At 58.7% G+C, this 25,287-nt stretch carries 29 protein-coding genes and 2 tRNA genes; 13 read left to right on the plus strand and 18 right to left on the minus strand.

Annotation, left to right across the window (positions count from 1 at the left end):
- Positions 1-813: a bifunctional DNA-formamidopyrimidine glycosylase/DNA-(apurinic or apyrimidinic site) lyase gene (gene mutM / locus PJU76_RS02215; RefSeq protein ID WP_271780296.1), complete on the plus strand. Its 813-nt coding sequence runs from the start codon at positions 1-3 to the stop codon at positions 811-813.
- Between the two features lie 16 nt (positions 814-829).
- The gene (locus PJU76_RS02220; protein WP_271780297.1) at positions 830-2,809 is read left to right on the plus strand and encodes a dynamin family protein; all 1,980 of its coding nucleotides are present in this window, start codon (positions 830-832) and stop codon (positions 2,807-2,809) included.
- On the opposite strand, the gene PJU76_RS02225 is transcribed toward PJU76_RS02220, so the two are convergent.
- Genes PJU76_RS02225 through rsmD form a run of 3 tightly spaced genes read right to left on the minus strand, consistent with a single transcriptional unit; the run spans position 2,793 to position 4,160 of the window.
- Entirely contained in the window at positions 2,793-3,044 is a 252-nt protein-coding gene (locus tag PJU76_RS02225; RefSeq protein ID WP_064219205.1) for a YfhL family 4Fe-4S dicluster ferredoxin, read from the minus strand. The genes PJU76_RS02220 and PJU76_RS02225 overlap by 17 nt on opposite strands.
- A gap of 29 nt (positions 3,045-3,073) precedes the next feature.
- On the minus strand, positions 3,074-3,598 hold the full coding sequence (gene coaD, locus PJU76_RS02230; protein WP_271780298.1) for a pantetheine-phosphate adenylyltransferase: 525 nt from the start codon (positions 3,596-3,598) through the stop codon (positions 3,074-3,076).
- Positions 3,591-4,160, minus strand: a complete 570-nt coding sequence (gene rsmD / locus PJU76_RS02235; RefSeq protein WP_271780299.1) for a 16S rRNA (guanine(966)-N(2))-methyltransferase RsmD — start codon at positions 4,158-4,160, stop codon at positions 3,591-3,593. The genes coaD and rsmD overlap by 8 nt, the downstream gene beginning before the upstream one ends.
- Positions 4,161-4,390: 230 nt before the next feature.
- Between rsmD and ftsY the strand changes: the two genes are divergently transcribed.
- The 5 genes from ftsY (at position 4,391) to PJU76_RS02260 (ending at position 8,173) form a co-directional block, all read left to right on the plus strand.
- Positions 4,391-5,347: a signal recognition particle-docking protein FtsY gene (gene ftsY / locus PJU76_RS02240; RefSeq protein ID WP_271780300.1), complete on the plus strand. Its 957-nt coding sequence runs from the start codon at positions 4,391-4,393 to the stop codon at positions 5,345-5,347.
- The gene (gene ftsE / locus PJU76_RS02245; protein ID WP_064219201.1) at positions 5,344-6,015 is read left to right on the plus strand and encodes a cell division ATP-binding protein FtsE; all 672 of its coding nucleotides are present in this window, start codon (positions 5,344-5,346) and stop codon (positions 6,013-6,015) included. The genes ftsY and ftsE overlap by 4 nt, the downstream gene beginning before the upstream one ends.
- The gene (ftsX, locus tag PJU76_RS02250; RefSeq protein WP_271780301.1) at positions 6,012-6,917 is read left to right on the plus strand and encodes a permease-like cell division protein FtsX; all 906 of its coding nucleotides are present in this window, start codon (positions 6,012-6,014) and stop codon (positions 6,915-6,917) included. Before ftsE ends, ftsX begins: the two co-directional genes overlap by 4 nt.
- A gap of 75 nt (positions 6,918-6,992) precedes the next feature.
- Positions 6,993-7,844 (plus strand): RNA polymerase sigma factor RpoH, encoded by an 852-nt coding sequence (rpoH, locus tag PJU76_RS02255; protein WP_334212472.1) that lies wholly within the window; start codon positions 6,993-6,995, stop codon positions 7,842-7,844.
- Between the two features lie 5 nt (positions 7,845-7,849).
- Positions 7,850-8,173 (plus strand): DsrE family protein, encoded by a 324-nt coding sequence (locus PJU76_RS02260; protein WP_271781029.1) that lies wholly within the window; start codon positions 7,850-7,852, stop codon positions 8,171-8,173.
- Between the two features lie 21 nt (positions 8,174-8,194).
- Here the strand turns inward: PJU76_RS02260 and hslU are convergent, their stop codons facing one another.
- The 7 genes from hslU to PJU76_RS02295 form a co-directional block, all read right to left on the minus strand.
- Positions 8,195-9,517, minus strand: coding sequence for an ATP-dependent protease ATPase subunit HslU (gene hslU, locus PJU76_RS02265; RefSeq protein ID WP_271780303.1), 1,323 nt, complete (start codon positions 9,515-9,517; stop codon positions 8,195-8,197).
- 2 nt (positions 9,518-9,519) lie between these two features.
- Positions 9,520-10,059: an ATP-dependent protease subunit HslV gene (gene hslV / locus PJU76_RS02270; RefSeq protein WP_271780304.1), complete on the minus strand. Its 540-nt coding sequence runs from the start codon at positions 10,057-10,059 to the stop codon at positions 9,520-9,522.
- On the minus strand, positions 10,056-11,003 hold the full coding sequence (locus PJU76_RS02275; RefSeq protein ID WP_271780305.1) for a tyrosine recombinase XerC: 948 nt from the start codon (positions 11,001-11,003) through the stop codon (positions 10,056-10,058). The genes hslV and PJU76_RS02275 overlap by 4 nt, the downstream gene beginning before the upstream one ends.
- On the minus strand, positions 10,997-11,680 hold the full coding sequence (locus PJU76_RS02280) for a DUF484 family protein (protein ID WP_271780306.1): 684 nt from the start codon (positions 11,678-11,680) through the stop codon (positions 10,997-10,999). Before PJU76_RS02280 ends, PJU76_RS02275 begins: the two co-directional genes overlap by 7 nt.
- Positions 11,681-11,857, minus strand: coding sequence for a hypothetical protein (locus PJU76_RS02285; RefSeq protein WP_271780307.1), 177 nt, complete (start codon positions 11,855-11,857; stop codon positions 11,681-11,683).
- Position 11,858: 1 nt separating this feature from the next.
- Complete coding sequence (dapF, locus tag PJU76_RS02290) at positions 11,859-12,752, minus strand: diaminopimelate epimerase (RefSeq protein WP_334212473.1); 894 nt, start codon at positions 12,750-12,752, stop codon at positions 11,859-11,861.
- Positions 12,753-12,808: 56 nt separating this feature from the next.
- Positions 12,809-12,882 (minus strand) — tRNA-Gln (locus PJU76_RS02295).
- 177 nt (positions 12,883-13,059) lie between these two features.
- Here PJU76_RS02295 and PJU76_RS02300 point away from each other — a divergent pair.
- Both PJU76_RS02300 and typA read left to right on the plus strand, forming a co-directional pair.
- Entirely contained in the window at positions 13,060-14,250 is a 1,191-nt protein-coding gene (locus tag PJU76_RS02300) for a porin (protein ID WP_271780308.1), read from the plus strand.
- A 154-nt stretch (positions 14,251-14,404) separates the two neighbouring features.
- Positions 14,405-16,222, plus strand: coding sequence for a translational GTPase TypA (typA, locus tag PJU76_RS02305; RefSeq protein WP_271780309.1), 1,818 nt, complete (start codon positions 14,405-14,407; stop codon positions 16,220-16,222).
- Positions 16,223-16,307: 85 nt separating this feature from the next.
- Here the strand turns inward: typA and PJU76_RS02310 are convergent, their stop codons facing one another.
- From PJU76_RS02310 to yhbY, 3 genes are all read right to left on the minus strand, one after another.
- The gene (locus PJU76_RS02310) at positions 16,308-16,922 is read right to left on the minus strand and encodes a class I SAM-dependent methyltransferase (protein WP_271780310.1); all 615 of its coding nucleotides are present in this window, start codon (positions 16,920-16,922) and stop codon (positions 16,308-16,310) included.
- Positions 16,919-17,302 carry a Co2+/Mg2+ efflux protein ApaG gene (apaG, locus tag PJU76_RS02315; protein WP_064219744.1) on the minus strand — a complete coding sequence of 128 codons (384 nt, stop codon included), beginning with the start codon at positions 17,300-17,302 and terminating at the stop codon, positions 16,919-16,921. Before apaG ends, PJU76_RS02310 begins: the two co-directional genes overlap by 4 nt.
- 89 nt (positions 17,303-17,391) lie before the next feature.
- Positions 17,392-17,676 (minus strand): ribosome assembly RNA-binding protein YhbY, encoded by a 285-nt coding sequence (gene yhbY / locus PJU76_RS02320; RefSeq protein ID WP_064219745.1) that lies wholly within the window; start codon positions 17,674-17,676, stop codon positions 17,392-17,394.
- Positions 17,677-17,765: 89 nt separating this feature from the next.
- Between yhbY and PJU76_RS02325 the strand changes: the two genes are divergently transcribed.
- The 4 genes from PJU76_RS02325 (at position 17,766) to PJU76_RS02340 (ending at position 21,718) form a co-directional block, all read left to right on the plus strand.
- Positions 17,766-18,425 (plus strand): RlmE family RNA methyltransferase, encoded by a 660-nt coding sequence (locus PJU76_RS02325; protein ID WP_271780311.1) that lies wholly within the window; start codon positions 17,766-17,768, stop codon positions 18,423-18,425.
- 9 nt (positions 18,426-18,434) lie between these two features.
- A tRNA-Arg gene (locus tag PJU76_RS02330) sits at positions 18,435-18,511 on the plus strand.
- A 443-nt stretch (positions 18,512-18,954) separates the two neighbouring features.
- Positions 18,955-20,631, plus strand: a complete 1,677-nt coding sequence (hcp, locus tag PJU76_RS02335; protein WP_271780312.1) for a hydroxylamine reductase — start codon at positions 18,955-18,957, stop codon at positions 20,629-20,631.
- A gap of 58 nt (positions 20,632-20,689) precedes the next feature.
- Positions 20,690-21,718, plus strand: a complete 1,029-nt coding sequence (locus PJU76_RS02340; protein ID WP_271780313.1) for an FAD-binding oxidoreductase — start codon at positions 20,690-20,692, stop codon at positions 21,716-21,718.
- Between the two features lie 74 nt (positions 21,719-21,792).
- On the opposite strand, the gene fdxA is transcribed toward PJU76_RS02340, so the two are convergent.
- The 5 genes from fdxA to PJU76_RS02370 all read right to left on the minus strand — a co-directional run bounded on the left by fdxA (position 21,793) and on the right by PJU76_RS02370 (position 25,262).
- Positions 21,793-22,413, minus strand: a complete 621-nt coding sequence (gene fdxA, locus PJU76_RS13790) for a ferredoxin FdxA (RefSeq protein ID WP_456298497.1) — start codon at positions 22,411-22,413, stop codon at positions 21,793-21,795.
- Positions 22,410-22,640, minus strand: coding sequence for a hypothetical protein (locus tag PJU76_RS02355; RefSeq protein ID WP_271780314.1), 231 nt, complete (start codon positions 22,638-22,640; stop codon positions 22,410-22,412). The genes fdxA and PJU76_RS02355 overlap by 4 nt, the downstream gene beginning before the upstream one ends.
- Positions 22,619-23,269 carry an endonuclease III gene (gene nth, locus PJU76_RS02360; protein ID WP_271780315.1) on the minus strand — a complete coding sequence of 217 codons (651 nt, stop codon included), beginning with the start codon at positions 23,267-23,269 and terminating at the stop codon, positions 22,619-22,621. The genes PJU76_RS02355 and nth overlap by 22 nt, the downstream gene beginning before the upstream one ends.
- Positions 23,270-23,373: 104 nt before the next feature.
- Positions 23,374-23,790, minus strand: coding sequence for a hypothetical protein (locus PJU76_RS02365; protein WP_271780316.1), 417 nt, complete (start codon positions 23,788-23,790; stop codon positions 23,374-23,376).
- A gap of 83 nt (positions 23,791-23,873) precedes the next feature.
- On the minus strand, positions 23,874-25,262 hold the full coding sequence (locus tag PJU76_RS02370) for an MBL fold metallo-hydrolase RNA specificity domain-containing protein (protein WP_271780317.1): 1,389 nt from the start codon (positions 25,260-25,262) through the stop codon (positions 23,874-23,876).
- Positions 25,263-25,287: the final 25 nt, after the last annotated feature.

The raw sequence follows: 25,287 nt of genomic DNA on the forward strand, positions 1-25,287 counted from the left end.
ATGCCCGAATTGCCTGAAGTCGAGGTCACCCGTCTGGGTATTGCCCCCCATCTGCTGGGACAGCGTCTGGAGGGTGCCGTGGTGCGGGATAGTCGCCTGCGTCTGCCGGTGAACGCCGATCTTGCCGGGCGGGTGGCCGGGCAGCGCCTGCTGAATCTCCGGCGACGGGGCAAATATCTTCTGCTCGACCTGGAACAAGGAGCGATCCTGATCCATCTGGGAATGAGCGGACACCTGCGCGTCCTCCCGCAAAGCACCCCGGTGCAGAAGCATGACCATGTCGATCTGCTCTTTGCCGACGATCTGTGCTTGCGCTTCCATGACCCGCGCCGTTTTGGCGCCGTGTGCTGGCTCGCCGACCCCGACCAGCATCCGTTCCTCCGGCATCTGGGGCCAGAACCGCTGGGCGATGATTTTACCGCGGAATATCTGTATCAGCGGAGCCGAAACCGGCAGGTACCGGTTAAATCCTTCCTCATGGATGCCCATATCGTCGTCGGCGTCGGCAATATTTACGCCAATGAATCTTTGTTTGCGGCGGGTATCGATCCGCGCCGCCACGTGGGGCGCATTGCTCTGCCGCGCTATGGGAAGCTGGTGCAGGCGGTGCGCGATATTCTGGAGGCAGCTATTGCCCAGGGCGGAACGACCCTGCGCGATTTTACCCGGCCCGATGGCAGAAATGGCTATTTTCGACTATCTCTTGCGGTGTATGGGCGAGAAGGGGAACCCTGTACGCAGTGTGGGGCGCCGTTACACGATATCCGTATCAGTGGCCGAGCGACGACCTATTGTTCCCATTGTCAGCGCTGACCAGTCGGGAGTAAGCATGAGTGAAGAGCATTTGTTGAAGACATCCCCCATTCTGCAGGGGCTGCGCGCGTTAAATAGTTGGCGGCAAAAAGTGATTGACGGTCTTCATGAAATGGCGGCGCTGACAGCCGATCTGGGCCTGCTGCCCAGTGGGACCATGCTGCAACTGGAAACCTTGGCTTATGAAACGGAGCAGGACAGCTTGCGTATCGCCCTCGTCGGCGAGTTTTCGCGGGGCAAGACCGAGTTGATTAACGCCCTCTTTTTCGCGGATATGGGGGCGCGTCTGCTGCCCTCCAGTTCCGGTCAGACAACTATGTGTCCGGTGGAGATTCGCGGCGCGCCGCAGGGGCGGCCGGGTTTGCATCTGTTGCCCATTGCTAGCCGTAGCCTCGATGTCAGCATCGAAAAACTCAAAAGGGCGGGGAGCGCGTGGACGCGACTGCCGCTGGTGCTGGAAGAAAAAAACGAACGGTGCCAGGCGTTGGCTCATCTTACGGAAACGCTTTGTGTGACGATTGAGGATGCCCGTCGCATCGGACTTTGCCCACCGCTCAATCGTACGCCCAAAGATCGCGAGCGCACCATTTGTCCCTCCTGTGGCCTCGGCAAAGTGCTTATCCCGCGCTGGCGCCACGCCCTGCTTTATCTGACACATCCTATGTTGGATGCCGGTCTCACTGTGCTGGACACCCCTGGCCTCAACGCCATCGGTGCGGAACCCGAACTGACTTTCGGTATGCTCGCCGACGCGGACGCCATTATTTTTGTGCTGGGTGCGGACACCGGCGTTACCCAAAGCGACCTGACCATCTGGGAACAGTATCTGATGCGCAATGCGCACCAGAAGCAAATTGTGCTCCTCAACAAGATTGATACCCTCTGGGACGAATTGCGTGACCGGTCTGGGGTGGCGGCAGAAATTGAGCAGCAGGTGGACAAAACGGCGGAGCGGCTGCGTATTCCTCGTGAGCAGGTTATTCCAGTCTCCGGTCAGAAGGGGCTCATCGCCCGAATCCGCCAAGATCAGAAACTGCTTGAACGTAGCGGAATGGCGGCCTTGGAGCGTTCCATTGCTGAGGTATTGTTGCCCGCACGGCGAGCGGCCATTCAGGCAAGATGCCGGGTCTTGGTAGAACGTGCCGTCGTGGACCAGAAAAATCTGCTGCAAGAACAAATGAATAGAATCACGGTGCAGATAGAGAGTGTGCGCAGCCTCAGGGAGCGGACCGCTGAGAAAGTGCCCGAACTGGTGGCACAACATCAGCGGTTACTCCAAAGCTTTGAGCAAGACCGGCATGCCTTCGAGGGGAAAAAAGCGGCCTTCCGTCAGGCAGTTGAAGAGTATCTGCTCGTCCCTCTGGCACCCGCTTCCTTTGATCTTGTGATCAGCAACGCCAAAGCGGAGATGCTTTCCGTATGGACGACAGCAGGTATCGTCGAACGCTTCAGACTTTTCTTCGCGGAGGTCATAGCCCATTTTGACAAGGCGCAGCAGGGTGCGCAGCAGGTATCGGCACTGGTGGCCGGGGAGTATCAGGTGTTGCAGAGCCGTTATCGTTTACCCGCCTTGCGGACGGTGCCCTATGCCATTATGCCGCGACGGACGGAGCTCATGGATATGGCAGAAAATTATGAGCGCTTCGGGATGAAGCTGGAGATCGCCGTGAACACCCAAAGTGCCGTGGTGCGTAAGGCCTTTCTGACCGTAGCCAGTCGAACCCGCGATTTTGTCGTTGAAACCAGGCGGGAGGCAGAGACCTGGGTAGATGAGATCATGGCGGTCATGAACCAGCAACTGCAGGTTTTTCACGACAATGCCGAAGAGGAGCTCAATGCATTGCAAAGTATTGCTCAGACCGTGGGCAATATTGATACCCGCATTCAGCAACTACGGCAGAGTCTGCAGATTGTGCAGGAGCAGATGGCCCGTCTCGACCATTACTCGGCGCCATTGCTCCATCTGTTGCGGGAAGCGCTCAGCACTGCCCCGTAAGCCGCAGAAATTTTTGTTTCAGGGTTTCCGGCGATTCTGCATGGTCTGGGTTGCTGAGGATGCAGTCGACGGGGCAGACCTCCATGCATTGCGGGGTGTCATAGTGACCGACACACTCCGTACAAAGATCGGGGTCAATGACGTAGATCTGTGGACCCATGCTGATGGCGTTGTTGGGGCATTCCGGTTCGCAGACATCGCAATTGATGCACTGATCGTTAATGAATAGGGACATCAATATCCTCCGCAAGGCAACGTCATATTCTACTTTTCCGTAGGCTTGGGGTCCATGCCGACACAAAAGTGCTGCTTTAAGGCGGCGGCCACGGAAGGCTGGACGAAGGCGTCCACATCTCCCCCCAGGCGACTGATTTCACGCACGAGGCTGGAAGAGAGAAAAGTGTACTGATCGGAGGTCATCAGGAAGAGGGTCTCAATCTGGGCATTCATGCGTCGGTTGATGGAAGCCAGCTGAAACTCATGCTCAAAATCCGATATGGCGCGCAGTCCACGCAGGATAAGATGGGTCTTTTCCTCCTGAAGCAGGTGAATCAGCAGGCCAGGAAAGGGGCGTACCCGCACCCCTGGAATCCCGCCTAAAGTTGCCTTGGCGAGCGCGACCCGTTCTGCGAGAGGGAAAATGGTCGTTTTCGCCGTTTGGGCGGCTACCGCCACCACGACCTCGTCGAACAGTGCAGCTGCGCGCCGCACCAGATCCTCATGACCATTCGTGATGGGATCGAAGGTGCCGGGATAAATAATTCGGCGTTCTGTGTGGGGCTTAGTCATGGAGATGCTCCGGCAAAATGGTATAGAGAGTATGATGCGAATCACCGCAGCGGCCGCGCCGATAAGTGCGCCAATGGTTGGGGATGGCGGTGTCATCCCATCGTTCTGCAGCGGAGGTCTCCAGATACAGCCAACCTTCCGCAGCGAGCTGCTGACCATTCCACAATATGGGGGCCATCCGCGTAGGCCAGCCTTGGTCGAAGGGCGGATCGGCAAAGATGATATCAAAGGGTCGGGGGCAATGTTGCAGGTATCCCCATGCATCTGTGTCAGCTAATTGCTGTGCCGCTACGCCGCAGGCGGCCAGATTCCGGGACAGGAGTTGGCGGTGTTGTGGGTTTTTCTCGACGAAGACCACTTCGCGCGCGCCGCGTGACCAGGCCTCCAGGCCCAGCGCACCGCTACCTGCAAAAAGATCCAGCACCCGTGCTCCGGCCACCTGTCCTCCCAGCCAGTTGAATAGCGTCTCGCGTACCGCACCCGGTGTAGGGCGCAGGGAACGACCGACTGGGGTGAGCAACCGTCGCCCGCGATGGCGACCCGCAATAATAGAGACGCTCATACGGGCCGATTCCGCGGCAAGAAACGCCGCTCATGGGGCGGTATGACATTGCACGCATTGTTCGATGTCGCCCTTCGGTGGATAATGAAGAAATTCATAGTGTCTGAGGTTTGCTTCGCCCAATGGTGTTCGACTGGTTCAAGCGTAACAAAAGCCTTCCCGCGGGGGAAACGTCACCCGAAGGGGTGATTTCTCCGATTGTTGTGGCGCCAGCCATAGCAGAAGAGTCCATGCCGACAGAAGCCCTTTCCGATACACCCGGAAAAGGGCTTTTCTCCCGTCTTCGACAAGGCCTGACCCGAAGCCGGGAACAATTGGTCGAGGGCGTGGGGCGTCTGGTACGCGGTAAAAAGGTTATTGATGCGGAATTGCTGGAGGACCTGGAAGCCTTATTGCTGCAAGCTGATCTGGGCACAGCTGCAACCCGGGAAATCATGGACAGCGTGGCGGAGCGGGTACATCGCAAGGAACTCACGGACCCCAACGCGCTCCAGACGGCGTTGCGCGAGTCACTTCTCGACATCCTGCGTCCCCGCGCGCAACCTTGGTCGCCCGAGAAGGGGCGTTCCCAGGTGTTGCTCATGGTGGGTATCAACGGCGCGGGTAAAACGACCACCATCGGTAAGCTGGCTGCGCATTGGAAGGCGGAGGGTTTCGGTATTGTCCTCGCCGCCGGAGACACCTTCCGCGCCGCCGCCGTGGAGCAGTTACAGGGCTGGGGTAAACGGGTGCAGGTGCCCGTGGTGACGCAGGGGACGGGCGCCGACAGTGCTTCCGTGATCTTTGATGCGCTGACTACGACCCGCGCGCGCGGCAGCGAGTTGCTCATCGCCGATACCGCCGGACGCCTTCATACCCAGGGTCATCTCATGGAAGAATTGAAGAAGATCAAGCGGGTCCTTGGCAAACAGGACCCGGAGGCGCCACAACAGATCTGGTTGGTGCTGGACGCGGGCACCGGCCAGAATGCCCTTAATCAGGTGCGTCAGTTTCACGATGCGATAGGGTTGACGGGTATTTGCATCACCAAGCTGGATGGCACCGCCAAAGGTGGCGTGGTGGCGGCCATTGCCAGGGCCGTGCCCATCCCCATTCGCTATATCGGTGTTGGTGAGCAGGTCGAAGATCTACGTCCTTTTGACCCCGAATCTTTTGTCGATGCCCTTTTTGCGGAGTCGAAGTCATGATCGAGTTTATCAACGTCACCAAGCATTACCCAGGACGGCATCACGTCCTCCGCGAGGTGAATCTGCACTTGCGTAAAGGTGAGATGGCCCTGCTGACCGGGCCTTCCGGTGCCGGTAAAAGCACGCTGCTCAAGCTGCTTCTGCGTTTGGAGGATGTCAGTCGCGGCACGCTGATGGTCAATGGCGTCGATGTCTCCACCCTCGGGCGCCGTCATATTCCCGCCTACCGGCGGCGGATCGGTGTCGTCTTTCAGGACCATAAGCTGCTGATGGATCGCGATGTGTTCAACAATGTGGCGCTGACCTTGCAGGTGGGAGGCCTTACTGGCCGGCAGATACAAAGCCGGGTACGGGCGGCGCTGGAGAAGGTGGGGCTGGGGGATCGGGCGCAAGATTTGCCCGCGGTCCTGTCTGGCGGTGAGCAGCAGCGCGTGGGCATTGCCCGTGCCATCGTCCACACTCCGGAAATTCTGCTTGCGGACGAGCCGACGGGCAATCTGGATAACTCCCTGAGTACGGAGATTCTTGATCTTTTCCGCGACTTCCATCACCACGGAACGACCGTGCTGGTGGCTACCCATGATCAATCGCAAGTCAACCGTCTCGGCCTACCGGTTTTTCACCTGGAACAGGGCCGTCTGCACACTCCTGAGGAGGACAAGGCGTGAATCTCCATATCCGTCTGGAAGCGGCAAAAAATGCGCTGAATACGCTGATCAAGCAGCCCGTAGCCACGCTCATGACCGTGCTGGCGCTGGCTATCGTTCTGGCGCTTCCGGTGGGTCTCTTCGCTGCCCTCAACAATCTCCAGCAACTCTTGGGGCAATGGCGGGATCAAGCGCAGATCTCCCTCTTTCTGCACCGGGACGCCTCTGCCGCGGAGGTTCAGAATCTCCAGGTCCTGCTCGAACGCGGCATCGGGGTGGCGAGTGTGCGTTATGTGGGCAAAGGGGCGGCGCTGACGGAGTTTGAGCACCACGCCGGGATGACGGCGGCCATACAGACCTTAGGTGAAAACCCCTTGCCGGCCTCTTTTGTGGTCGAACTGAACCCGCTGGCACAGAGTCCATCTGAGCTGCAAACACTGGTAGCCTATTGGGGCCGGCAACCGGGGGTGGCCAGTGCGCAATCAGACCTGCATTGGGTGGCGCGTTTGCAGGCGATCCTTGCTTTAGGCAAGCGCGCGGTGTGGATTCTTGCAGGATTACTCGCCGTGGGAGCCATTCTCGTCATGGGTAACACGATCCGCCTGCACATCGCCCAGCGGCGTGACGAAATCGATGTGGCGAGTCTGGTAGGTGCTACCCGCGCCTTCATTCGCCGTCCCTTTTTGTATCAGGGCCTGTTTCAGGGGGCGGTTGCCGGGATGATCGCCTGGCTTATTGTCGCTATTACGGTAACCGTTTTACAGGGACCGGTGGAACAATTAGCGGAACTCTATGGGGCCCGCTTCCATTTGCTGGGTCTAAATTCCGGGCAGGGTCTTATTCTCGTCGCCGCCAGTGCGCTTCTCGGTTGGTTGGGGTCGCGCCTTGCAGTGGGGCGGCACCTCGACCATACTTTTTCCTAGAGGTGAGACTCCGCAAAGCGGAACATGCGGTCGTATTCGGAGTCCAATTACGCATGACGGTGCATGAGGATTGCTATGAAAGAACTTGCAATAGCCAGTAGAGATTTGGTCAGCCCCGACGGGCTGGCGGCCTACCTGCGTTTTGTGAACGCTCAACCGCTTCTGCAACCGGAAGAAGAGCGCGATCTCGCCCTGCGCCTGCGTGATCACGACGATGTCGACGCCGCCAAGGATCTGGTGCTCAGCCACCTGCGCTTTGTGGTGCGGGTAGCGCGGGGTTATCGAGGGTATGGCTTGCAAGAAGCCGATTTGATTCAAGAAGGTAATATCGGGCTGATGAAGGCGGTGAAGCGTTACGACCCGGATCATGGCGTACGCCTGGTTTCCTTTGCGGTGCATTGGGTCAAGGCGGAGATCCACGAATTCATCCTGCGCAACTGGCGTATTGTCAAAGTGGCCACTACCAAGGCGCAGCGCAAACTGTTTTTCAACCTTCGTTCCAGTCGTACCCACACCGGCTGGATGGGTGGCCAGGAAAGCGCCGCCATCGCGGACGATCTGGGCGTTACCCAGGCGCAGGTGTTGGAGATGGAAGGGCGGATGTCCGGCTATGACTATTCGCTCAACCTCGAACCCAATGAGGACGGCGAGGGTGGGCGTGTCCTGGAGTTGGCGGATCCCAGCGGGTCTCCCGTAGAGCAACTGGCGGAGCGAGACTGGGATCAGCATCAGCACAAGGCCTTGCACACGGCGTTGTCCATTCTGCCCCAGAGAGATCGCTACATCATTGAGAACCGCTGGCTGAGCGAGGAGCCTAAAACCTTGCAGGTGTTGGGCGATGAGCTGGGTGTTTCGGCAGAGCGGGTACGGCAACTGGAAAAAAGCAGTATGGACAAGTTGCGTCAACAGATGCTGGCGACTACTTGAACGCAGTGCTGCTTTTCCACGTCGACGACGCTGGTCGCTGGCCTAATCTGCTGGCCAATGTTCGTAACGCTCAGACAGCGGCTCCCGAGCGGAGTTTGCGGGTCATCGCGAATGGTCAGGCACCCATGTCCCTCTGGGCGAAGGGCCATTGGCGGCGCGAGATAGAAGAGCGCATCAGTGCCGGAGTGCGGGTCGATTTTTGTGAAAATAGCCTGCTTAATCTGGGTTTGGATCCCGATGACCGCCCGCTAGGCAGCCAACTGGTTGCCGCCGGGATCGTTGCCATCGTCGACGCCCAGGAGGCCGGTGCCCTCTACATTAAGCCCTGAGCTCGCGGTATAGTCATCCCATCACAAAATATAGCGGGACAAATCCTCGTCCTGCGCCAGATCTTTCAGGCGGCTGTCCACATAGGCAGCGTCGACTTCCAGAGCAGTAGCGCCGCCGTCCGGCGCGACAAAAGCCACATCTTCCAGCAACCGCTCCATGACGGTGTGTAATCGCCGGGCTCCGATATTCTCCACACGCTCGTTGACCTGCTGAGCAATCTCGGCAATGCGCTGCACACCCCCCTGAGTAAAGTGCAAAGTTACCCCGTCGCTGGCCAGCAAGGCACTGTACTGCCGGACCAGCGCATTCTCCGGTTCCTGCAGTATTCGTACCAAATCTGCCGCACTGAGGGCTTCCAGTTCCACGCGGATAGGCAGGCGGCCTTGCAGCTCTGGAATCAAATCTGAGGGCTTGCTGAGGTGGAAGGCACCAGAGGCAATGAAGAGGATATGGTCGGTCTTTACCACGCCGTAACGGGTGCTCACATTGGAACCTTCTACCAGTGGCAGCAGATCCCGCTGCACGCCTTCCCGGGAGACGTCCGAGCCCTGCTGCGTGCCAGCGCGCACCGCTACCTTGTCGATCTCATCAATAAAGACAATGCCGCCGGACTGCACCCGCTCCAGCGCCAGGGCGCGGACTTCCTCTTCGTTGACCAGCTTGGCGGCTTCCTCATCCGTCAATAGGCGCTGCGCTTCGCTAACGGTGACGCGTCGCGTGCTGGTTTTGTTTGGCGCCATGTTGGAGAACATATCGCGGAGCTGATTGGTCATTTCTTCCATGCCCGCCGGGGCCATGATCTCTACACCACCCTTGGGCGCACTCACTTCGATCTCAATTTCCTGCGAGTCCAGTTTGCCTTCGCGCAGCATTTTGCGAAACTTCTGGCGCGTACCCTCATCGCTGCGCGGCACAGTGCTGTCGCGGGGGCCGGGGATGAGGATGTCGATGATCCGCTCCTCGGCCAGTTCCTCAGCACGCTGGCGCAGCGCGACCTGACGTTCGTTGCGGATCATATCTACAGCGGTTTCGGTCAAATCGCGGATGATGGATTCCACATCCTTACCCACGTAGCCCACCTCGGTGAACTTGGTAGCTTCAACCTTGATGAAGGGGGCGTTGGCGAGTTGCGCCAGACGTCGGGCGATTTCCGTTTTGCCGACCCCGGTGGGTCCGATCATCAGGATGTTTTTGGGAGTGATTTCCTGATGCAGTGGCGGCGGCACCTGCCCGCGCCGCCAGCGGTTGCGCAGGGCAATCGCCACGGCACGCTTGGCCTCGGATTGGCCGATGATGTACTTGTCCAGTTCCTGGACGATCTCGCGGGGGGTCATTTCAGACATGCTCATAGTTCTTCAATCGTGTGGTTGTGGTTGGTGTAAATGCAGATGTCGCCAGCAATGCTTAGGGCGCGTTCGGCGATGCCGCGGGCGGGCAGGTCGCTATTTTCCAGCAGGGCGCGCGCCGCTGACAAGGCGTACGGCCCGCCGGAACCGATGGCGATGATGCCGTATTCTGGTTCCAGTACGTCTCCTTGCCCGGTAATAATTAGACTTTGTTTGTCATCGGCGATGGCGAGCATGGCCTCCAGGCGGCGCAGCACCCGATCGGTGCGCCACTCCTTGGCCAGTTCCACGGCGGCTTTGGCCAACTGGCCGGGGTGAGCCTTATGTTTGGCCTCAAAACGCTCCAGCAGGGTAAAAGCGTCCGCCGTAGCTCCGGCGAAACCGGTCAGGACGCCCGGATCTATACGGCGTACCTTACGGGCGTTGCCTTTCATCACCGTATTGCCGAGGGTCACCTGGCCATCTCCCGCCATGACCACGTTGCTCCCCCGGCGGACACAAAGAATCGTTGTCCCATGCATTTGCTGCGAATCTGTCATGCTTTTTCCTCAAAATGTTTCGTATCCTGGGCATCGCGTCGTGATCGCGGGTGCGCCTGATCGTAGACCTGCGCCAATTGCTGATAATCCATATGGGTATAGATGGCGGTGGTGCCAATACCGGCATGGCCCAGGTATTCCTGTACCGCGCGCAAGTCGCCGGACGATTGTAACAGGTGGCTGGCAGCACTATGGCGCAGGGTATGGGGATGCAGCGCTTGTCCCAATCGCGTCTCACCCAGTTTCTTGACCCGTATCTGGATGCTGCGCACGCTGAGTCGCTGGCCGCGTTGATTGATGAAAAGCGCTGTTTCTTCGCCTGCAGACATCGCCGGGCGCAGCGCAAGGTAGGCGCGGAGTGCCGCCCAGGCGGGCTGACCCACGGGTACGATGCGTTCCTTGTGGCCCTTGCCCAACACCCGCACTGTACCCCCATGGTAATCCAGATCGCCTAAATTCAGTCCTGCCAGTTCGCTGACGCGCAGGGCGCTGGAGTACAGCAGTTCCAGGATCAGTTGATCACGCAGGCGGATAAAGTCTTTCTGATCCTCGGTTGCGCCGGGGGGGGGGATGGGCTGCATCAGCACGCGCGCCTGGTCTACGGTCAGCCAATCGGGCAGACGCTGCTCCGCCCTGAGCATGGCGAAGCCCTGCACCGGATTGCGCAGTTGGGGCGCGTCATGTTGCAAATGGCGATAAAGAGCGCGTAACGCCGCGAAATGCCTGCGCAGGCTGCGAATGGCCACGCCCCGGCTGCGCTCCGCCATGAGGTAGACGCGCAGACTGTTGCGATCTATTTGCGCGATCTCCGTCTGCCCGCGTTGCTGTGAAAATCGCGACCAGGCGAATAGGTCATGGCCATAGGCGCTGATCGTGGCCGGACTGGCCCTGCCGCTCTGCCGGAGCGTTTCGATAAATTGGACAATGGCGGTTTCGATCAGCATGGGGTCAGGCAGCGATCCAGTGCCGCGGTGACCAGGCGGGCAATCTGGTCGAGCAGGTCGGCCCCGGCGTCCTCGGCATAGCGGCCGGGGTGTTGACTGCCAAGCAAAATACCCCCTTGCAGATGCTGACCGGCAAGCGGGATCAGGGCGAAGGATTCCAGTCCCGCCCCCGCCGCGCCGAAGAGGGTGCTGCGCAGGGCCGGGCTGAGGGTCAGTCCGGTCGCGGCGCGCAACAGCGGGAGTCCATTCAGAACCTCCTGAAAATCCGCCTGCTCCAGTGGCAGAAATTGTGGTAGATCGGCCATGGGCGCGCGGGTGATCAAGGCCATTTCCTCGACCTGAAAGCCCTCCCGCAAGCGGCTGATAACGGTATTCAGGGTCGTGGTACAATCGGGCGTCTGCAGCAGTTCGGTGGCCAGATCGGAGAGGTGCAGACCGAGTGCGGCATTCTGTTGGGCGGCACCCAGCAGCGCGGTGATGCGTTGGCGCAGACGGATGTTTTCCTCGCGCAGTACCTGTGCCTGCCGCTCCAGCAGGGAGGAGGCCGAACCGCGTCCGACATGGGGCAGGGTCAGGGTGTGAAGCAGGTCTTCCTGATCCCACAAAAATCGTGGGTGTTGGCGGAGATAGGCCCGGACCTGATCCGCCTGGTCATCCGTTTCGGGAGCGATGGTCACTCAGTCATCCTCCCAATGGGTTTCATGGTAGCGTTCAGCGGCGCTATGCACTTCCAGCGCGGCGATCAGACGTGCCAGCGTTTCACCCTCCTGGTCATTGAGTCTGTGCAGAAAATCTAACTGGGTTGCATCGCTGTTCAAGCCCGTGGCAATGGCCTTTAAGGTCGTATCCTGCATGTCATGATCCCCCCTCACTGTTCCCGAGAACTGCAGATATGGGCCAAACCCCATCAAAAACCACTTGCGCGGGGCCTGTCATCATAACGGGTTGCCCAGGACCCGCCCACTCAATGTACAGGGAGCCGCCCGGCAGGGTCACGGCTACCGCGTGATCCAATTCATCCCAACGGATACCGGCGACTATCGCCGCGCAGGCATTGCTGCCGCAGGCCAGGGTTTCCCCGACGCCCCGCTCCCAGACCCGGAGTTGAACATGGCTACGGTCGCAGACCTCCATAAAACCCACATTGCAGTGCCGGGGAAAGTCCGGGTGTGTTTCAATGCGGGGGCCGAGGGTGGTTACCGGTGCATCCGCCACACTGGATACCCGCAACACCGCGTGGGGGTTGCCCATGCCGACGGCGGCGATGCGCAGAGTGTCGTCCCCTACGGACAGAAGGTATTCGGGCGCTTCTTCATTGTTGCGGAAGGGGACGTCAGCCGGGGCGAGTTGCGGGATACCCATATTGACGGTGATCTCACCATTACCCTGGTGATGCAGCATCAGGTGCCCGGACTGTGTTTCGACAGTGATGACCTCTTTGTTCGTGAGCCCGGCGCGGCGCACGAAGACGGCGAAGCAGCGGGCGCCGTTGCCGCACTGCGCCACCTCAGTGCCGTCCGCGTTAAAGATGCGATACCGGAAATCCGCATTGGGGGACGTCGCGGCCTCTACGAGCAGAATTTGATCGCAACCGACACCGAAGTGGCGGTCGGCTATGGCACGGACCGCCTCGGGGCGCAGTTCGATCCGTTGACGAACGCCATCAAAAATGACGAAATCGTTACCCAGGCCCTGCATCTTGGTGAAGCGCAGGGCGGGGGACGCAGAATCAGTAAGGGCTTGGCTCATGTGCCGAGTTTAGCAATGTCTGTCCGGGGAGGACAACGCGCGTCAGCATTATTATTTGGCTGGGGGACGTGGATTCGAACCACGGTTAGCGGAGTCAGAGTCCGCTGTCCTACCGCTAGACGATCCCCCAAGAGAGGGGCGAATGATAGCCGTGGCGGCCCGTTCGTGTCAAACAGAAAGGACTTTATGGTTGGATTCTGTGGCGCGTTGTAAAAAAGGTGTTGTGAAAATGTTGCAAGGTGTCTGCTCCGGTGCTATAGTCTTTTCCGTGGTACTTGAAACATTGCTCTCGAGGAGGAGCTTAGTCATGAAAAAGAATCTCGTAGCTTTGGCCGTTGCGGCGGCTTTTGTGGTACCTGGCGTTGCTTTCGCTTCGACCAGTTCCAACCGGGACACTGGTCCGGTCGTTTTCGGTTATGCCCAGATCACCGGCGCCCAGCAGTTCGGTATCCCAGCCTCACAGTCCAGCGGCCTGATCTTCGGCGCCAACCGTATCCGCCTGGGTTTCAAGGGCGAGGCGGTTCCCGGTGTGACTTACTTCGTCCAGGGTGCCTGGGATAACGCCGGAATCATTGGCGACGGTCTGAACAATGGACTTGGAAGCAATATCGCTACAAAGGGTGGCCAGGCTCAGTTGATGGATGCTTATATCAACTTCGCACCGGTGCCCTTCGCCCAGTTGCAGGTCGGCAAGTTCAAGACCCCGGAAGGCCTGGAATACACCAGCGTGGCCGGTAATGAGCTGACCTTCATCTTCCGCAACATGGGCCAGTCCCTGTTGCCTGGACGTTCCGCCGGCGCCATGATCCATGCGGGCAACGTGATGGGTACGGGCATTGGCTATGCCGTGGGTATTTTTGATAACACCTCGCTGGACAATTATACCGCCTTCAGCAACGGCAACACCTTTGGTGGCGGCCAGAGCCACTTGCTCAACGGCAACGGCAAGTACATCACCTCCGGCATGTTGAGCTACAGCATGGGTCCGCTGTTGACCGCGGAAGTAAGCGGCAGCATGGGAACGGCAAGGGCCTATCACGGCACTAACAAGCTCACCAGTTGGAATGTGGGTCTCAGTGGCGGTATGATGGGCATCAAATACGGCGCCGGCTATACCCGGACCAATGGTACTAGCACGATTGGCTACATGAATGCTACGCCCAACAGTGTTGGTACCGTCAATGCCAGCGATTGGCATGCGGAGTTGGCCGCCAACCTGCATGAAATGACCCTGACCCCGGACTGGTTGGACGTCGAGCCTGCCGTGCGTTACGACCAGTATCATGTGACGGGCGCGGGCACCCTTGGTAACGCGACCGTTGGCGTGAACTACTTCGTGAACCCCAATAATCCCCACGCGGCTGAAATCCAGTTGAACTACATCCTGGCTACCCGTGGCGGTTCTATCAATAACGCCTATGGTTATCCTAACGGCATTGCCCCCATCAACGGTGTGGCTTACAACACCATGATGCTGCAGTTCCAGGCAGGCTTCTAAGTTCAAACAAGTCTTCGGACCGCCTCGGCGGTTCCATTGCCGCCCCTTCGGGGGCGGTTTTTATTTGCTTTTTTGGGTGGATACCTTTATAAGAAAACCCGCTGCGGGGCTTGCGTCTCCGCGTTTTTTCTTATGACCGCTTTTGGGGAATATAGTGTCTCGTCAAATCCGTAATATTGCCATCATCGCCCACGTTGATCACGGTAAGACCACGCTGGTGGACCAGCTCCTGCGTCAGTCGGGCACCTTTGCCGCGCACCAGCAACTGGAAGAGCGGGTGATGGACAGCAACGATCTGGAAAAAGAGCGCGGCATCACCATTATGGCCAAGAACACGGCGGTGCAGTGGGGCGACACCCACATCAACATCGTCGACACCCCCGGCCATGCCGACTTTGGCGCCGAGGTGGAGCGGGTGCTGGGCATGGTGGATGGCGTGCTGCTGTTGGTGGACGCCGTTGAAGGTCCGATGCCGCAGACCCGTTTCGTCACCCGCAAGGCGCTGGAGCTGGGTCTCAAGCCCATCGTCGTCATCAACAAGGTGGATCGCCCCGGCGCCCGCGCCGATTACGTCATCAGCGCCACCTTTGATCTCTTCGACAAACTGGGCGCGACGGAAGAACAACTGGATTTTCCGGTCATCTACGCTTCCGGTTTGCAGGGCTATGCGGGGGAAGACCCCGAAGTCCGCTCCGGTGACATGAAGCCCCTCTTTGAGATGATCCTCAGTCATGTGGCGGCGCCCGACGGCGATTCCGAAGGCCCCCTGCAGATGCAGATCGCCGACCTCGATTACTCCAGCTATGTGGGACGTATTGCTGTCGGTCGCATTCGCCGTGGCAGCATGCGTCCGGGGCAGGATATCGTGCTGATTCACGGCGTCGACAAGACCCAGACCAAGGCGCGTATCTTGCAACTCCTCGGCTTTGATGGCCTCAAGCGGGTGCCGTGGGAAAGTGCTACGGTGGGTGACATTGTCGCCGTAACCGGCATTGAGGAACCCTCCATCGGTGCCACCATCGCGGCGCCCGAAGCGCCTGAGGCGCTGCCGTGGAAACCCATCGATGAACCCACCCTGAATATGACGTTTCAGGTCAATACCAGCCCTTTCGCGGGCCGGGAAGGGAAGTTTGTCACCAGTCGCCAGTTGCGCGAACGTCTGTATCGCGAGTTGCTGATCAACGTCGCGCTGCGGGTGGAGGATACCGATAACGCCGATGTGTTCATGGTTTCCGGGCGCGGCGAGTTGCACCTGACCATCCTCATCGAGAATATGCGCCGCGAGGGCTATGAGTTGGCAGTGTCACGCCCCAGGGTGATTCAGCGCCAGGTGGACGGCGTCTGGGAAGAGCCCTATGAGGCGCTGACGGTGGACGTGGAAGAACAGCATCAGGGCACCATCATGGAGCGCCTGGGCATCCGTCGCGGCGAGTTGCAGGACATGATCCCCGATGGTCGGGGCCGGGTGCGCCTGGAATACCGGATTCCTGCCCGTGGTCTGATCGGTTTCCATACCGAGTTTCTGACGGCGACTTCCGGCACCGGGGTGATCAGCCATATTTTCGACAACTACGGCCCGGTCAAGGGGACTATTCCAGCGCGCAACAACGGCGTGCTGATCTCGGCGGAAGAGGGCGAGGCGGTGGGTTTCGCGCTCTTCAATCTGCAGGAGCGTGGCCGGATGTTTGTCAGCCCCGGCGACAAGGTCTACGAGGGTATGGTGATCGGCATTCATACCCGCGACAACGACTTGGTGGTCAACCCGCTCAAGGAAAAGAAGCTGACCAACATGCGCGCCTCCGGCTCTGATGAAAACATCATGCTGACGCCGCCGATTAAACTGACGCTGGAGGCGGCAGTCGAGTTTATTGCCGATGACGAGTTGGTGGAGGCGACGCCCCAGTCCATCCGTATCCGGAAGCGTCATCTGACGGAGAATGAACGTAAAAAGGCATCGCGCGGCGGCAGTTAAGCTTCGCTTTGTATGGATGACGGGAGATGGCCCGGAGCGTAGGTAAGGCTCCGGGCCATTTTTTGTCTCGTGTCGTAAGCGATGCCTACTGTGTGGGCGTTGCGCGCGCTTTTTCCAGGGCGATCAGGCGGAACCAGCCACCGACAGCGGTGGGGATATCGCTGACGATCTGCAGTTCGGGTCGTTGTGCCAGAAGATCCTCAAACACCAGGTCGGTATGGGTGGCAATGGGGCCGGACAGGGGGGCCAGCAGGCGCCGCCAGAAGGCGCGTTCACCGGGGCGAAGAAACTTGTCGAGGAGCAGTATCCGGCCGCCAGGTTTGAGGACGCGGCTGGCTTCCGCGAAGGCCAGCCCGGCATGGGGTACGACGGCGAGTATGAGATGCATGACGACCATGTCGAAACAATTGTCCGGGAAGGGTAATGCCTCGGCGTCGGCCTGAATCAGCGGGAAACGGGGAGACAGGCTTTGTGCGTGACGGAGCATGGCGTGCGTGAGGTCGATGCCGACGGCCGCGCAGGTGTCAGGTAGATAAGGAATATCCAGTCCAGTGCCGATGCCATCGATCAGGACGCGGCAGGGGGCCGACGGAATACCGCTGAGGCTGCGTTGCCGCAAGGGTGCGGAGAAGCCGCGCACCGCCGAATTATAAATGGGCGCCCAGAGCGCATAGGCGCGCTGCAGGCTCTGGCGGCTCAATGAAAGACGGTGGCCACCGCCAGACGAAAGGCCGGGATGGGGACGAGGAAACTTTCTCCCGTATCGCTGACCCACTCGAAGCTGCCGTGCATGCTGCCTACGGGCGTGGACAGGACGGATCCGCTGGTGTAGCGGAAGCGTTGACCGGGCTGCAGCGTCGGCTGTTCACCGACGACACCCGGTCCCTTGACTTCCTGGATATGACCTTCGGCGTCCGTAATGATCCAGTGGCGATTGAGGAGTTGTGCCGTCTGTGGGCCGTTATTCTGCATGGTGACTTGATAAGCGAAGGCGAAATGTTCCTGCTCCGGGCTGGACTGTTCCGGCAGATAGCGCGTCTCGACGCTGATCTGGATTTCTGTGGGGGGGTGATCTTCCATGGGTGTGCTCCGGGCCGTTGGTCGACGTTACGATTCAGAAACAGTCTAACGGTCCGGGGGCAGGCTGCCAAGCTATACCGGCTACCCGGTCAGCGTTTGAGCGCCGCGACCGGGCGGGGGCGGTAGAGGATGAGTATGCGTCCGATGCGGCCGACAACGTCGGCATGACTGGCGCGGGACAGGGTCTGTATCATGTCATCCCGCTCGTCGTGGGATACCTGGGGCAAACGTATTTTTATGAGTTCGTGGGCATGGATGGCGACTTCCAGTTCGGCGAGGACGCCGTCGTTGACACCGTGGGCGCCGATCATGACGACAGGCTTGAGGGCGTGCGCCTGTCCACGCAGGTTTTGTCTTTGTTTTGCGTCCAGCATGGTATCCTCGTCAGTCTGATTGGGCCGCTATGGTGTAGCGGCAGAGTGTACGTTTGTGGAGGGCGGGGGTCAAAGTCCGGAGGTATGTCGTGGCCAGAAGTAAATCCAGCCAGAAATGGCTGAAGGAACATTTTAAAGATCCATTCGTGCAGCGCGCGATGAAGGAGGGGTATCGCTCGCGCGCGAGTTACAAATTGCTGGAGATTCAGCAGAAGGATCACCTGATCCGTCCGGGTATGCGCGTATTGGATGTGGGCGCGGCGCCGGGTGGCTGGACGCAGGTGGCGGCGCCACTCGTCGGCAAGAAGGGGCGACTGGTGGCGGTGGATCGTTTGGCGATGGACCCGGTGGCAGACGCCATAGTGATTTGCGGTGACGTTTATGAGGACGCGGTGTTGGCAGCCTGCCGGGACGCACTACCGGGTGGCGCTGATTTGATTATGAGCGACATGGCCCCCAATATGTCCGGTATTGCCAGCGTCGATCAGGCGCGTGCTATTGATCTTGCGGAGCTGGCGCTGGATATGGCCCAGCGCTGGCTGGTGCCGGGTGGCTCGCTGCTGATCAAGGTGTTTATGGGGTCCGGCGCGGAGGATTTGCGCCGGGCGCTGCGCCGGGACTTCAAGAAAATCGTGGTACGCAAGCCGGAAGCCTCGCGCGCGCGCTCCACCGAGCAGTATTGGTTGGCGCTGGACTTTCAGAGGGTTGCGCAGGAAAGGTTGGACAACGGCGGTGCGAGTTCCCTATAATCCGGCCACGCGCAGTTAGCTCAGATGGATAGAGCGTCGGCCTCCGAAGCCGAAGGTCACTGGTTCGACTCCAGTACTGCGCACCAAATTAAGTTAAAGGTCTGAGTATCGTACCTGGGTTTTCTTTGTCGTCATCCTGCTTAAACGCTCTACTGAGCGTCAATTCTCGGCGCTTTTGTGCAACAACGGGGCATACACGTTCCACACACCTTGACCAAAGCGCCTTGTACAATGAGCTCCTTGAGCATCTTGGACAAATCCTGGTCGTATCTTTCCGGCGCTTTGTAGGCACCATGAGCCATGTCGACGGAATCATCATCAGGAACACTCTTAGTTCTTGACCCGCCTCCAAGAGGTTTCCGGCAAGACGCAAACCATTCCAAGTCACGTCAGTCTTGCCCACCCCGCTGTCTGGTAGCTCAGTGCGCAAACGCTGTAGATCCCGGATCCTTGATCGAGATCAAGGATTACCCTGACCGCGACAGGCACCATTCACGGACGTACACCACAATTTCAGGAGACGCCCATCATGTTTTGCTATCAATGCGAACAAACCACACGTACCCCCGCCGGAATAGGTTGTGCCAGTGCGCCGGGAACGTGCGGCAAGGACGAGGCCACTGCCGATCTGCAGGATATTCTCACGCACCTTATTAAGGGCGTTGCCCAGTATGCGCGCCGGGCGCGGGCGATGGGTGTTGCCGACAGGTATACAGACGACTTCATTTTTTATGGTCTTTTCACCACACTAACCAATGTGAACTTCACTGCTACGCGTTTTGTCCATCTGATTCAGGAGGCCACCAAAAGGCGCGAGCGAATCAAATTATTGTACGAGGAGGCGGCGCGAGAGCAGGGCAAGACTCCCGAAATTTTGTCCGGTCCAGCCAATTTTCAACCCGCCGATGGTCTGGAACAACTGTTACGCCAGGCCTCTGGCGTCGCCATAAACTCCGTGGTAGATCATCTCGGATCAGATGTGATCGGTGCCCGTGCCCTCATCCTCTACGGCATGAAAGGTGTGGCCGCTTATGCTCAACACGCCCGCGTCCTGGGTTACCAGAGTGACGAAGTCGATGCCCAGGCAGAGGTGATCCTGGATTATTTGGCGAGCAATCCAACGGATATCGATGCAATGTTGGAAGAATCGTTGGAAGTCGGCCGTTTGAACTTAAAGGTGATGGAGTTACTTGACGCCGCCAACACCGAGACCTTTGGGGCGCAGGAAATTACCTCTGTACGCATCTCCCCGATCAAAGGGAAGGCAATCCTGGTCAGCGGCCATGATCTCCATGATCTGAAGCAAATCCTGGAGCAGACCAAGGATCAAGGGATAAATGTTTACACCCATGGAGAGATGTTGCCAGCCAATGCCTATCCCACCCTCAAGGCCTACCCTCATCTGGCCGGGAATCTAGGGGGCGCATGGCAGGATCAGCAGCGCGAATTTGCAGACTTCCCTGGCCCCATCGTCATGACTTCCAACTGCATCATCGAACCAGGCAAAAGTTATAAGAATCGCATTTTTACCCTTGGCCCAGTGGGTTGGCCCGGTGTCCGCCATATCGACGATGGGGATTTCACTCCGGTTATCCAGGCCGCTAAAGCCTTGCCGGGATTCGCTGCCGATGCGGAAGATCAACGGATCACCATCGGTTTTGGACATCACACCCTCTTGGGCGCGGCTGACAAAATCGTAGATGCGGTAAAATCCGGAGACATTCGCCACTTCTTCCTCGTTGGCGGGTGCGACGGTGCTTCTCCGGCACGCAACTACTTCACGGAGGTGGCGGACCACGCTCCCGCGGACTCGGTAGTAATGACCTTGGGTTGCGGCAAGTATCGATTCAATAGACATGAGTTCGGAGATATTGGTGGCATCCCCCGCCTGCTGGATATAGGCCAATGCAATGATGCCCACTCCGCCATCCGGGTAGCGGGTGCCTTGGCCGAAGCGTTCAATTGCGGGGTCAATGACCTGCCGTTGTCGATCATGCTCTCCTGGTTTGAACAAAAAGCTACCGCTATTCACCTTTCCCTGCTGGCTTTGGGTATCAAGGGGATCAAACTAGGACCAACCCTGCCAGCCTATCTCACACCAACTCTGGTGCAGAAGCTCCAATCACGTTTCGATCTTGATCTCGATCTTATTGGCGAGGCGCAAGCGGATTTGCAGGCGGCCCTGACGCATACGGCTACGGCATAGCACAACGGATCGCTGCTTCGTTCGGCAACGGACGAAGCAGCATAAGGATGCACACAGCATGACCAACTACGATATCACTATCCATACCCGTGATAGGCAACGGGTGTCATTTGTCTGTTCTGAGGCGGAAGATTTGCTCTTTGCCGCGGAGCGGGAAAGTATCCTGCTTCCTTCCCAATGCCGGAAAGGGACCTGCGGTGCCTGCGTGGCTACGGTCACGGCAGGTGCTTATCACCTGGGGGAAGTGAGTACGGAAGCCCTGCCAGAAAGTGCGCAGGTGCGGGGAGATGTCCTTCTGTGCCGTACCTATCCGCGTGCGGATCTGATTCTGGAGGCGCCCTATGACTACAATTACATCCGTTTTGAGCGCATTCCGGAACGCGTGGCCGAAGTGATAGATGTCACGATGGTGGCTACGGGTACGCGACGACTGTTGTTACGCCTGCAACCCGATACGCAAGGGGGAGCTGCGGAATTCGAAGCAGGGCAATTTATGGAGATCCAAGTACCTGGCGGCGAGGCGCGTCGCGCCTATTCGCTGGCCAATAACACCAACTGGAATGGTGACCTGGAGTTTTTTATCATGCTGCGCCCTGACGGTGCTTTTTCTACCTATCTGGAATCCGCCCTGGTGGGCGACCGCCTGAATATACGTGGTCCACTTGGAACGTTTACCCTGAGAGAGAATGGCCTGCAGCCACGTTGGTTTGTTGGTGGTGGGACCGGCCTCGTACCGTTACTGTCGATGCTACGTCGCATGGCAGATTGGGGGGAAACGCTTCCGGCACGTCTGTATTTCGGCGCGAGATATGAAGACGAACTCTTCTGTCAGGAGGAAATCCGCCAGATCCAGGATAAACTTCCCCAACTGCAGGTTAAGATATGCCTTTCACGTCCTGGAAATGAATGGGCGGGTTATCGAGGCAGCGTAATGGAAGCCTTGCGCGATGACTTGGGAAGCCTTGCGGCTTCACCGGACCTGTATGTTTGCGGATCAACGCGGCTGGTCCAGGGGGTGACGGAATTGGCCCTGAGCCAGGGGTTGCCGGATTCCAGTTTGCGATTCGAACGATTTTTGTCTGCATAGTGCGGTGCCTATGCTTCGGAATTCCAGGTGACGTGATCGTCCGCTGCGGAACGTTTTTTGTTCCATGGAGATTCCTAGCGCCAAAAGCTTACATAAAACCTTACCATATCTGCCGCCTCCACATGGTGGGGTACATCAGGCGGTATCCAGGCTGGACGTTCTGGGCTCAATGACCAGTTGCGTCCGCTGCCGTCATCCAGGCAGTAACGCAGTCGGCCCTCCAGGATCACGATGCGTCCCCAAACCCCAGCCTTGGTGTGATGATCGTGCAATAAACCGGCGGGTATATGCTCCCTATCGAATTCGGGTGTACGTTTGTATTCTTCCAAGGGTGCGCTTGGCTCTGGCAAAGCCGTCTCAGTAGAATGCTCGCCGGTAACCAGATAAATGCGCTTATCCCGCACCTTGCCCCACGTTTCGGCATCTGCCAGTGCCGGTTTTTTCTGGATGAGCACAGGCCATGTTTTAGCGAGCTGTGTATTGAGTTCCGGATACTCTTCCATGCCATTCGGCAGGTCCGCGTCCAGGTAAATTGCATCGACCGGGCACTCGGCCACACATAAGGTGCAATCAATACATTCCAGAGGATCTATGACCAAAAAATTGGGACCCTCATGGAAACAGTCTACTGGACACACCGTCACACAGTCGGTGTACTTGCAGAGAATGCAGGATTCCGTCACTACATGCGTCATGGTTGCTCCTCTGTGCGGCGTACCCGCCAGTGCCCGCTGCGATTGATATCGGTAGCCCGGATGTGCAGCACAGGGGACAGCGGAGGGCTGAACAGGAAAAGGGCGGCGGTAATGGTCTGCCCGTGTAGCTTATGGTGGGCCTCTTCGATCGCCTGCGCCAGCAGTCGCTCAGGATGTCGGGCATCCATGGCGAAGCCGGTACTGGCTAGGATGATTTTGCTGCCCACTGATGTTTGTCCGGCCATTCGCAGCATTGGAAAAGCGGACAGTGACCACAGTGCGGACGTCTGGCCGTGCACGTATAGCGGCCATGGAGGATCAGGAGGTGGTGGGCGTCCTGCAGGTATTCGGCGGGTACCGCCGCGAGCAGGGCCTGTTCGACGGCCAGAGGGGTTTTGCCGGGAGCAATACCTATCCGGTTGCCTACCCGGAAGATATGGGTATCCACCGCAATGGTGGGGTGCCCGAATTGGGTATTGAGGACGACGTTGGCGGTTTTGCGCCCGACACCGGGGAGCGCTTCCAGCGCCTTCCGGTCTGCGGGCACTTCGCCGTCGTGCAGAGCCAGCAGTTGTTGCGCCAGGGCATGCACATGACGGGCCTTGGCGTTGAATAGCCCCAGGCGACGGATATGGGTCTTGATGCCGTCCTCACCGAGCGCCGCCATCGTGTCGGGGGTAGGCGCCGCGGCAAAAAGTGTCTGGGTACAGGCGTTGACGGCTTTGTCCGTACTTTGCGCGGAGAGCACCACGGCGACCAGAAGCTGAAAGGGGGACTGATAGATCAGCTCGGTTTTGGGTTCAGGAATGGCGGCGCGCAGGGCCGCAAAACAGCGATGGATGTTTTGTGGATCCATGGCGCAACATTTACCCACGGGAACAGGTGCAGGTGCTGGGAGATAGACTGGCCGCGACGCTGGGTGTCGGGTCTGTGACCTGACCCGACACCGTGGCCGCACCTTCAGACGTGACGATAACGACCAATCTCCGGCGCTTCCGGTCGGGGATGGCTTGCCGCGACGGCATTGGCGGCGGCGATCCATTCTTCATGGTCGTGTTCCAGGGCGTGGAGCATGTCGTGGTCCAGCTTGGGCAGGATGCTTCCCTTGATGGTTTCGCCGAGGTCCAGCATGCGCGTGGCAATCGCGTAGCCGTGCAGATGGAAATCATGGTCAGCATGGGTTCCAAAATGGTCGCTGCTGAAGAGTACGCCTTTGGCGGCTTTCAGGTCGGCATCATTCATGACGTAGTCTTTCGCCCACCGGTACCATTTTTCAAAATACTTCTCTTGCGCTTCAAGGCTCCAGTCGTGGGCCTCAAAAAAGGCGTAGACCGAAACGCGGTTGGCCTTGCCGGAAAAAGGAAAGTGACCTGACATCGTACGACTCCTCCTGCATGCGGGTGTAAAAGCCTTCGGGGCATTGTAGCCGTTTATGGTCCCGGCGCAACGCAAAAGCTTTTTTAGAGGGAATAACGATCACCAATGACCGGGCAATCCACCGGTAAGCCGCGCGCCCGCAGTACCTTGGCGATGCCTTCCCGGCCATTTTCCTCGCCATGGACGAGAATCGTGCGCGTCGGTTTTTGATCACCGTACCAGGCGAGGAGTTCGTCGTGGTCGGCGTGGGCCGAGAAACCACCGATGGTGTAAATTTTGGCGGCGACGCGAATCTCTTCACCAAATATCCGTACGGTTTTCGCCCCGTCGATGATGCGCCGCGCCAGCGTCCCCTGTGCGGCATAGCCGACAAAGATGACGCTGCAGTCTTCGCGCCAGATGTTGTGTTTGAGATGGTGGGTGACCCGGCCCCCGGTCGCCATGCCCGACCCGGCCATAATCAGGGCGCCGCCCTTGATTAGATTGATGCCTATGGATTCGCTGGTTTCGCGGGTGAAGTGGAGGTTGCGCAGGGCGAAGGGGTCGGTGCCATGTCGCAGACCTTCACGGGTGTCGGGATTGAAGCATTCCGGATGACGGCGAAAAATCTCCGTGGCGGAAATGGCCATGGGCGAATCGAGAAAGACCGGTAGGTTGGCGGGGAGTTGGTTGTCGTTCATCATCTCGCGCAGGTAATACAGTAAATCCTGGGCGCGCTCCAGGGCGAAGGTGGGAATGATGGCATTGCCGCCGCGTTTCAGGGTGTCGAGGATGGCATCGCGCAGCTCGTCCACCGAGGGCCCGATGGCCTTGTGCAGGCGGTCGCCGTAGGTGGTTTCCATGACGATGACATCCGCCTGGGGCGCGGGGGTGGACGGGTTGATAATGGGCTTGCCGCGATTGCCCAGATCGCCGGAGTAAACGATGCGCTGCTGTCTGTCCGCTTCACTGGCTTCTATCAATATCCAGGCGGAACCGAGAATATGACCGGCATCTCCGAAGGTTATACTGACGCCGGGGCAGACCTCCATTTTCTGCGCATAATCCGCGGTGCGTCCGAAACGATCCATAGTATCAAGGACGTCGGTGAGGTCATAAATGGCCTCGGCTTCTGTTCCACCCTGACGCCGATGACGCCGGTTGGAGCGCCGTGCCTCTTCTGCCGCAAGGCCTGCCGCATCCATGAGCACCAGTCGCGCCAGCTCACGGGTGGCTGCCGTGGTGATGATCTCGCCGCGAAAACCACGTTTCACCAGCAAGGGGATGCGCCCACAGTGATCGAGATGGGCGTGGGTCAGCAACAGATAATCGATGTCTTTGGCAGCAAAGCCGAACTCGGCGCGATTTTCTTCTTCCAGGTCATGCCCCCCCTGAAACATGCCGCAGTCGATGAGCAGCTTTTTATCGCCAACGCGCAGAAAATGACAGGATCCGGTGACCCCCCCTGCGGCGCCATAAAATTGCATTTCCATATGCTTCTCCTTTAGTCCCCAGTAT

It is taken from the genome of Acidithiobacillus ferriphilus, assembly GCF_028215975.1.
In the GTDB taxonomy this organism is placed as follows: Bacteria; Pseudomonadota; Gammaproteobacteria; order Acidithiobacillales; family Acidithiobacillaceae; genus Acidithiobacillus; species Acidithiobacillus ferriphilus.